Below are 7260 nucleotides of genomic sequence, written 5' to 3' on the forward strand. Positions count from 1 at the left end.
GGCTCGCTGATGTCGACCCCGATCCTGAATCCTCCGCAGTCCGGTATTCTCGGCATGCACAAGATCCAGGAACGGCCGATGGTCGTGAACAGCAAGGTCGAGATCCGGCCGATGATGTATCTGGCGATGAGCTACGATCACCGCATCATCGACGGCCGCGAGGCAGTCACCTTCCTGGTCCGCGTCAAGGATGCGCTGGAAGATCCGCGCCGCCTGCTGATCGACATGTAATTTCATCGCGCGCGGGCTGGTCCCGCGCGCGGCCTTTCAAGAACGAGCTGGACAAGAGAGCGATTTATCATGGCTGACAGCTACGATCTCGTCGTCATCGGTGCGGGTCCGGGCGGTTATGTGGCCGCCATCCGCGCTGCGCAACTGGGCATGAAAGTGGCGTGCGTCGAAAAGCGCGCGACCCTCGGGGGCACCTGCCTCAATGTCGGCTGCATTCCCTCCAAGGCGCTGCTTTCCTCCTCGGAGAAATATGCCGAGACCCAGGATCACCTGAAGGATATCGGCATCGATGTCGGCTCCGTGAAGCTGAACCTGAAACAGATGATGGCCAACAAGGCCAGCGTCGTCGAACAGCTCACCGGCGGCGTTGCCTTCCTGTTCAAGAAGAACAAGATCGACTGGAAGACCGGTTCCGCCGTGGTGAAATCCGCGACCGAGGTCGAGATCACCCCGGAGAAGGGCAAGAAGGAAGTGCTCAAGACCGAGCGCGTCCTGATCGCCACCGGCTCCGAGCCGACCCCGCTGCCGGGTCTGGAGATCGACGAGAAGAAGATCGTCACCTCGACCGGCGCGCTCGACATCGCCAAGGTGCCGGATCATCTCGTGGTCATCGGCGGTGGCGTGATCGGGCTTGAAATGGCCTCGGTCTGGGCCCGTCTTGGCTCCAAGGTCACGGTCGTCGAATTCCTCGACCGGATCGTCCCGGGCATGGATGGCGAGGTTGCCAAGAAGTTCCAGCGCGTGCTGCAGAAGCAGGGTATCGAGTTCAAGCTCGGCACCAAGGTGACGGCGTCCAAGAAGACCAAAACCGGTGTCTCCCTGACGGCCGAACCCGCCAAGGGCGGCGATGCCGTGACCATCGATGCTGACGTCGTGCTGGTCGCCATCGGCCGTCGGCCCTTCACCGAAGGCCTCGGCCTCGACAAGGTCGGCGTCGAGATGGACAAGCGCGGCTTCATCGAGGTGGACGCGGATTTCGAAACCAATGTCGAAGGTATCTTCGCCATCGGCGACGTGATCAAGGGTCCGATGCTGGCGCACAAGGCCGAGGAAGACGGCGTTGCCGCTGTCGAGACCATGGCGGGCCAGTCCGGTCACGTGGATTACAATCTCGTTCCCGGCATCGTCTACACCTGGCCGGAAGTGGCGAGCATCGGCAAGACCGAAGAGCAGCTGAAGGAAGCAGGCGTCGAATACAAGGCCGGCTCCTTCCCGTTCACCGCCAATGCACGCGCCAAGTCCGTCGGCATGACCGAAGGCTTCGTGAAGATCATCGCGGACAAGAAGACCGACGCGGTGCTCGGCGCCCATATCATGGGCCCGGAAGCCGGCAACCTGATCCATGAAGTCGCGGCCGTCATGGCTTTCGGCGGCTCTGCCGAGGATATCGGCCGGATCTGCCACGGCCACCCGACCCTGGCCGAAGCGGTCAAGGAAGCAGGCCTCGCGGTGAACAAGGGCGCGATCCACATCTGATCGGGCTATTCGAGATCAACCAGAAAACCGCGGCCTTCGAGCCGCGGTTTTTGTTTGTTCTAACTTTTTAATCGTCATCCCGGCCGGAGAGCCGGGACCTAGTTGATCATTGAGCACCGCCGGCCTTCCCCTGGGTCCCGTCTTTCGACGGGATGACGGTGAAGGAGGCGGCTTACCCCCGCAGATCCTTCGCATCCTCACGCCGTCCCATTGGCAGCCACACAGAAAACGCGAGCGGGGCAAGTTTCGGCAGTAGCACCGGGTCCGGCGCGGTGATTGGCAGTGGCAGCTCCTCGTTCGAGCCGCCGGAGAGCCAGTAGGCCAGCTTGCGGCCCAGCGCGGTGGTCATGGCGATGCCGCGTCCGTTGCAGGAAATGGCGGAGAAGGCGCCGTCGCCGAGCTGCATCAGCCGGGGCATGTAATCCCGCGCGGCGGCAAGGCGGCCCTGCCAGGCGAATTCGGGCTCCAGCTTCGGCAATTGCGGCAACAGTTCCTGAAGACGGCCGAGATGGTGCGTGCGGCCCCGTTCCAGCGAGCCGAGCGGATTGGCCAGCAGGCCGCCGGTGACGATCCGGTTGTCGTTGGTCCAGCGATAGGCGATCAGATCCTTGCGGGTGTCGGCGGAGCAGCGGTCATTCGGCAGCACGCTTTTCCGGAGTTCGGGATCGAGCTGCTGTGTCGCCACCTGGAACAGGGTGATCGGAAACTGGGTGCCTTCCGCCTTCGGTGCCAGCCCGCCGCCGGTGCTGTTGGTGGTCAGCAGTACCCGGTCGGCGATCAGCGTGCCGTGATCGGTCTGCAGATGCCATTCGGCGCCCTTTTTCCCGATTCCGGTCGCCCGGCTGTCGATATGCAGCGTGACCCCTGCTTTCACGGCGGCATGGGCCAGACCGCGTACGAAGGCGAGCGGGTTGATATGGCCGCCGGTCGGGTCTAGAAACGCGCCGTGATAGGCCTCCGAGCCAGTCTCGGCCACCGCCTCGTCCCGGGAGAGCAGTTTTACCGGCCGGCCAAGCGCCTGCCATTGCTTCACCCGGTCTTCCAGCCAGTCCAGTTTCTTCGCGGTGTGGATCGGCTGCATCCAGCCGGTCTGCTTGCCCCAGCAGTCGATCTCGTGCCGCTTGATCAGGTCGAACACCAGATCGCCGCCTTCGCCGAGCATGCGGACCAGAAGATCGCCTTTCTCCGGCCCGAATTTCTCTTTTGCATAGCGCGGGTCGAGACCGGTCAGGAGATTGGGCACGACGAACCCGGTATTGCGCCCGGAGGCCCCGAACCCGGCTTCGTCTGCTTCCAGCAACGTCACCTTGTGCCCGGCCTCCGCCAGATGAAGCGCGGTCGAAAGACCAAGAAAACCACCGCCAACCACGGCGATTTCCGTCCGGGCCTCACCGTCGAGGCGGGTGCAGGCGGGACCAGCGGGAGCGACGGAATGCCAGAAGGAACTCTGGAAACTGAGAGAGGGATGCGGCGCGGCGGCCAGGCTTTCCCAGATGGTCGGCGTGTAGCCTTTATGCGCAATCTCGGGCATCGGCAGTTCCCTGTTCCGGCGGTATAATGAGAGTGGCGTGCTGTAAGGCTGAACTGGCCGCCGGATGATGTGAAGAAGAGCATGGCCGAGCCGGCGGAGCCGCGCAAGCTCACACAGGCAAAGCGGGTAAGGGAGTAGCTGAGCGATGCGGATTGTCTTGATTGCCCTGGGGTGTGTTTTTCTGTGGTCGGGCGCGGCCCGGTCCCAGGACGTGACGGAAGGGGATCTGAATGCCGAGATGCGGTATCAGGGCGGCCAGAATGTCTTTCAGCATGACTGGCAGGTTGAGACAGGCGATGTCACCTGCGACGGATTTCAGGACAAGGTCGCCGGTTATGTAAGCCACGATAATCCGGACGGCGCCTCGTTTCTGATGGTTGTGGTGACGCATGAAGAGGGTGTGCTGGTCTCGGAATCGGTGCTGCCTTTCTTCGATAGTGCGGACCAGACAGGCCTGTGCGGTGACGGTAACCCGCCGCCGAAAATTTCCCTGGAGCAATTCACGGAAGAGGAGGTGCGCGAGATGACCGGCATCGAGGGCGCCTGCCCGGTCGCGATCATCCTCGAGGATGGCATGTGCGACCTGCACTATTATTTCTGGGTGCCGGACTGGGAAGAGGACCGCAAACTGGTCTTCTTCCGGAACTAGAGGCCCCTAATTGTCCCTCGGATGGGCGCGGCGATGCACGTCCATCAAACGTTCCGCATCGACGCTGGTATAGCGTTGCGTCGTCGCCAGCGAAGCATGGCCGAGCAGCTCCTGGATCGCCCGCAGATCGCCGCCACCGGCCAGCAGGTGGGTGGCGAAGGAATGCCTCAGGGCGTGGGGCGTTGCGGTTTCCGGCAGGTTCAGCCAGCCCCGTGCCAGCCGCATGGCGCGCTGGGCGACACCGGCCTGCAGCCGCTTGCCCCGGGCACCGCGAAACAGCGGTGTGTCCGGACCGCCCTGATACGGGCAGCGGGCGACGTAATCGTCGATGGCGGCGCGGACGGCGGGCAGTATCGGCACGATGCGCTGCTTGTTGCCCTTGCCGGTGATGGAGAGTGTATCGCCTGCCGGGAAATCGCCGCGATTGAGCGCCAGTGCCTCGCCGATCCGTAACCCGCCTCCGTAAAGCAGGGAAACCAGCGCCACGTCTCGGGCGGCGATCCAAGGCTCCGACGCGAGATCGCCCATGGCATCGAGCGTTTCAGTGGCTTCGGAGACGGTCAGTGCTTTCGGCACGGAGGCTGGAATGCGCGGCCCCCGGATCGCGAAGATGGCGGCGTTTGCAAGCACGCCCCGCCGCTCGAGAAAGCGGAAAAATCCGCGCACGACGGATAGCGCCCGCGCCGTTGAGGTTTTCGCATAGCCTTTCGAGACCCGGCGGGCCAGGTATCCCCGGAAGTCCGCGGGCTTCAATGAAGCGAGATCGGGGAACCCGGGAGTGGCGCCCAGATGGTCCTGCAGAAAGTCGAGAAACTGTTCGAGGTCCCGCTCATAGGCGGACAGGGTGTGATCGGAGGCGCGCTTTTCGCTCGCCAGCCATTGCCGCCAGGCGTGGGTTGCCCCGGCGAGGTCGGTGATGGTTTCGGTCTTGGTCAGCCCGGAAGGTTCAGCCATTGCCGGATGGTCAGCTCCGTGGTGCGGGCAAGGAAGCTCAAAAGCTCGGTCGCCTGCCCGTGATGATAGGCTTCGCCGTCCCGCGTTCCGAAGGCCATCAGGCCCATCGGCGAGTGCGGGCTGACCTGGATACGGGCCAGTGCCATGGAGGAGACCAGCCCGGCGGCGGAACCGAATATAGCTTCGTCGCCCTCGACATTGGCGGCCAGAAGCACGTCCTTGCCGACGCCGATCTTGCGGTCGATGGTTCCGGCCGGGATGGAGCGCACGCCCGAGGCATAGGCCTTCGGGATCGGCACGTCTCCGGCCTCGATGCAGATCGTCACCACGTCGATGCCGAGCATCACCGGCAGGTCGATCGTCACCGACTGGATCAGATTGTCGAAGGAATTCGCCGCCACGATGCGCAGGATCGCCGCGTGGATGCGGTTCTGGGTCGACTGGTTGCCGCGCACGGTGGCAATCAGCCCGGCATGGGAATCCTTCAGCCGCTGGTTTTCCGAGCGCAGCCGCTCCAGCATGAAATGCTGCATGTCGACCACCGCCTCGCCGCTGGTGCGGCTCGGCGGAGTCAGGATATCGATCAGTTCCGGGTGTTCGACCAGGAAATTCGGATGAGCGGAAAGGTAATCCGCGACCTGTCCGGCCGTCAGCGCCGCTGCAGGCTGATTGGCCGCCTGCTTGACGCTTTTCTTGCCCGGTTCCGCCACGGAGCCCTTGCCTGTCATCGCGTGTCGCCCGTCCTTAAAGGATGCTCTGGCCGGTCTTCGCCCAATCCTTCAGGAAGGCGTCGAGACCTTTGTCGGTGAGCGGATGGTTATACAGGCTGCGCAGCACGGCCGGCGGCAGCGTGGCAACATCGGCGCCGAGCTTGGCGGCGTCGATGACATGCTGCGGGCCGCGCACGGAGGCGACCAGAATTTCCGTGTCGAAATCGAAATTGGCATAGATGTCCGCGATATCCGCGATCAGGTCCATGCCGTTGATGCCGATATCGTCGAGCCGGCCGACGAAGGGGGAGATGAAGGCGGCACCGGCCTTTGCGGCCAGCAGAGCCTGTCCGGCGGAGAAGCAGAGCGTGACATTGACCTGAATGCCATCGTCGCTCAGCGCCTTGCAGGTCTTCAGCCCGTCGACGGTCAACGGCACCTTGATGGCGATGTTGTCGGCCAGCTTGAGCAGCAGCGCGGCCTCTTTCATCATCGTCTCGTAGTCGGTCGCGGTGACTTCCGCGCTGACCGGACCGTCGACGACGCCACAGATTTCCTTGATCACTTCGAGGATCGGGCGGCCTGACTTGGCGATGAGCGACGGGTTGGTCGTCACCCCGTCCACGAGACCGGTGGCGGCCAGATCCTTGATCTCCGCGACATCCGCAGTGTCGATGAAAAACTTCATGTCGTCCTGTATCCTCGGCAGGTGGTGAATCCGTGCCCCGTATGGCCGAATCGACGAAGCGAGTCTAGCGCATACAATGGGCCGGTGCCAGTGACGCTAGGGAGACGTCACCGGCTTTTCACGGAACTGCAGGAAACAAGGGCGGGAAAGAGGGCGCGCGAGCACGGCTGGTCAGATCAGCCTGCTGCCGTTCGCGAAGACCTGTTTCCAGACCAGGACCTGAACGGATTTCCGCAATCCCGTCGGCCAGAACGGGTCCGCATGAACAAGCGCTTCGGCCACTTCCTTGTCAGGCGCTTCGACAATCCAGAGGCCGCCGGATCCGTGTCCAAGGACGGGCAGGGGGCCGGCTGCCTCGATCCTGTCCCGGTTCTCTTCCAGAAAGGCGAGGTGGGCTTGCATGTGTTGCCGCCGGATATCGGCGCCGGCGGCCGGATTGTCTTCAAGCAGAACAGCGAATTTCATATCGGTCTCCCGGGATGAGGTTTCGGTGTTTCTATCTTGAAGCTGCGATATTGATATTTGAATGCGCATGATTGCGGCATTAAAATGCAATTATGCAGATAAGAAATTGGTACGACCTGCAGATCCTGGCGGCAGTGCGGCGTGGCGGAACGATTGCGGCGGCGGCGCGGTTGCTCGGCGTTGACCAGACCACCATCGGCAGACGGCTCAATGCGTTGCAGGAGGTGACCGGGGTCGATCTTCTGGTCCGGACCGGCGACCGGCGCCTTGCGCTGACGCCCGCGGGCGAGGAAATCGCGGAACGGGCGTTTGCCATGGAGCGGGAAGCGGACGCGGCGGCGATGCTGCTTGGGGAGCAGCGTCAGCGCGTGGCAGGCATTGTTCGCCTCACGGCGGTGCCAGTGGTGGCAAACCGGATACTGGCCCCGGCGTCTGCATCGCTGCTTCCCGCCTACCCGGACCTGATCCTTGAGCTGATTCCGGAAAACCGGGATCTCAGCCTGACCCGGCGGGAAGCCGATCTGGCGCTTCGGCTGGCCCGGCCGGAGAGTGGCGG

The 7260-nt window shown here is 63.4% G+C and carries 9 protein-coding genes; 4 read left to right on the forward strand and 5 right to left on the reverse strand.

From position 1 onward, the window contains the following. Together AAC126_RS20955 and lpdA are read left to right on the forward strand one after the other, a co-directional pair. A partial coding sequence (locus tag AAC126_RS20955; RefSeq protein WP_339857201.1) for a 2-oxo acid dehydrogenase subunit E2 occupies positions 1 to 231 on the forward strand: 231 nt, incomplete at its 5' end. A 69-nt stretch (positions 232 to 300) separates the two neighbouring features. Beyond that, positions 301 to 1707, forward strand: a complete 1407-nt coding sequence (lpdA, locus tag AAC126_RS20960; protein WP_339857202.1) for a dihydrolipoyl dehydrogenase — start codon at positions 301 to 303, stop codon at positions 1705 to 1707. Between the two features lie 172 nt (positions 1708 to 1879). Here the strand turns inward: lpdA and AAC126_RS20965 are convergent, their stop codons facing one another. Next, positions 1880 to 3238 (reverse strand): FAD-binding oxidoreductase, encoded by a 1359-nt coding sequence (locus AAC126_RS20965; protein WP_339857204.1) that lies wholly within the window; start codon positions 3236 to 3238, stop codon positions 1880 to 1882. A 145-nt stretch (positions 3239 to 3383) separates the two neighbouring features. On the opposite strand from AAC126_RS20965, the gene AAC126_RS20970 reads away from it, so the two are divergent. Beyond that, the gene (locus tag AAC126_RS20970) at positions 3384 to 3887 is read left to right on the forward strand and encodes a hypothetical protein (protein WP_339857206.1); all 504 of its coding nucleotides are present in this window, start codon (positions 3384 to 3386) and stop codon (positions 3885 to 3887) included. Between the two features lie 6 nt (positions 3888 to 3893). Here AAC126_RS20970 and AAC126_RS20975 read toward each other — a convergent pair whose 3' ends face one another. The 4 genes from AAC126_RS20975 to AAC126_RS20990 all read right to left on the reverse strand — a co-directional run bounded on the left by AAC126_RS20975 (position 3894) and on the right by AAC126_RS20990 (position 6704). After that, complete coding sequence (locus tag AAC126_RS20975; protein WP_339857208.1) at positions 3894 to 4841, reverse strand: tyrosine recombinase XerC; 948 nt, start codon at positions 4839 to 4841, stop codon at positions 3894 to 3896. Beyond that, a complete protein-coding gene (locus AAC126_RS20980; protein ID WP_339857210.1) occupies positions 4820 to 5569 on the reverse strand; it encodes a DUF484 family protein in 750 nt (249 codons plus the stop codon). Before AAC126_RS20980 ends, AAC126_RS20975 begins: the two co-directional genes overlap by 22 nt. A 16-nt stretch (positions 5570 to 5585) precedes the next feature. Then, positions 5586 to 6239, reverse strand: a complete 654-nt coding sequence (gene fsa, locus AAC126_RS20985; protein WP_339857212.1) for a fructose-6-phosphate aldolase — start codon at positions 6237 to 6239, stop codon at positions 5586 to 5588. Between the two features lie 171 nt (positions 6240 to 6410). Beyond that, the gene (locus tag AAC126_RS20990; protein WP_339857213.1) at positions 6411 to 6704 is read right to left on the reverse strand and encodes a YciI family protein; all 294 of its coding nucleotides are present in this window, start codon (positions 6702 to 6704) and stop codon (positions 6411 to 6413) included. Positions 6705 to 6796: 92 nt separating this feature from the next. On the opposite strand from AAC126_RS20990, the gene AAC126_RS20995 reads away from it, so the two are divergent. Continuing rightward, a partial coding sequence (locus tag AAC126_RS20995) for a LysR family transcriptional regulator (RefSeq protein ID WP_339857214.1) occupies positions 6797 to 7260 on the forward strand: 464 nt, incomplete at its 3' end.

This window comes from uncultured Nisaea sp., assembly GCF_963974195.1.
Lineage (GTDB): Bacteria > Pseudomonadota > Alphaproteobacteria > Thalassobaculales > Thalassobaculaceae > Nisaea.